The organism is Gemmatimonadota bacterium (genome assembly GCA_026706345.1).
Lineage (GTDB): Bacteria > JAAXHH01 > JAAXHH01 > JAAXHH01 > JAAXHH01 > JAAXHH01.
On the sequence record JAPOYX010000045.1, the window covers coordinates 1 to 646 of the forward strand.

Below are 646 nucleotides of genomic sequence, written 5' to 3' on the forward strand. Positions count from 1 at the left end.
TCTCCAGCCAGCCCGCCAGTTCCTCGGCGGCGATCAGCGGAACCGGTTCCCTCCCCCGCCGCCGTATCAGCACCGGCTCGCGCGTATCGGTGACCTGGTCCATCAAGGCGGCCAATCGCTCCCTTGCTTGTGTATAGCTGGTTTCGTAAATCATCCGAACTCTCCAGACGTACAGGTTTACTGTACGACTCACTCACTCGCAGGTCAATCTTGACTCTTTGGCGGAATCTGCCCGTACCGACTTGACCGCTTCATCCACGAGGGCTTCGACTTGGGACTCGGAGCGGCCCGAAAACACGCCTGTCAGCCTGGCGCGCAACCGTTCGAATTCTTCGTCGAGTTTGCGCAACCGCTCGAAGCGGCCAATGTCGACCAATGCCGCCACCGGCCTACGGCGAATACCAGATCGGCGAACCGTAAGCTCTTTCCCGGGTCGTCATCGGCACGTCGGTGGGCAAAGTCTGCTTGTGTTCATTTGCATCGTAGGCGGTCCACCGGGGTGTCGGAATCTCAATGACCCGAGCGTAGTAGAACGACGGCCGATCGGGGTTGAAATCCGGATCGGTCCAGAACGCTGACAACTGGGACGAGCCGATGCTGTTCTTCCAGGACGCATCCCCGACATCCACGGTATTGCCCACCGGCG

General features: G+C 60.2%; 2 protein-coding genes. Both read right to left on the minus strand.

Annotation, left to right across the window (positions count from 1 at the left end; translation table 11 throughout):
* Positions 1-193: 193 nt before the first annotated feature.
* Entirely contained in the window at positions 194-376 is a 183-nt protein-coding gene (locus OXG98_04450; GenBank protein MCY3771255.1) for a hypothetical protein, read from the minus strand.
* A gap of 13 nt (positions 377-389) precedes the next feature.
* The coding region (locus OXG98_04455; protein ID MCY3771256.1) for a DUF3604 domain-containing protein at positions 390-646 on the minus strand (257 nt) is incomplete at its 5' end.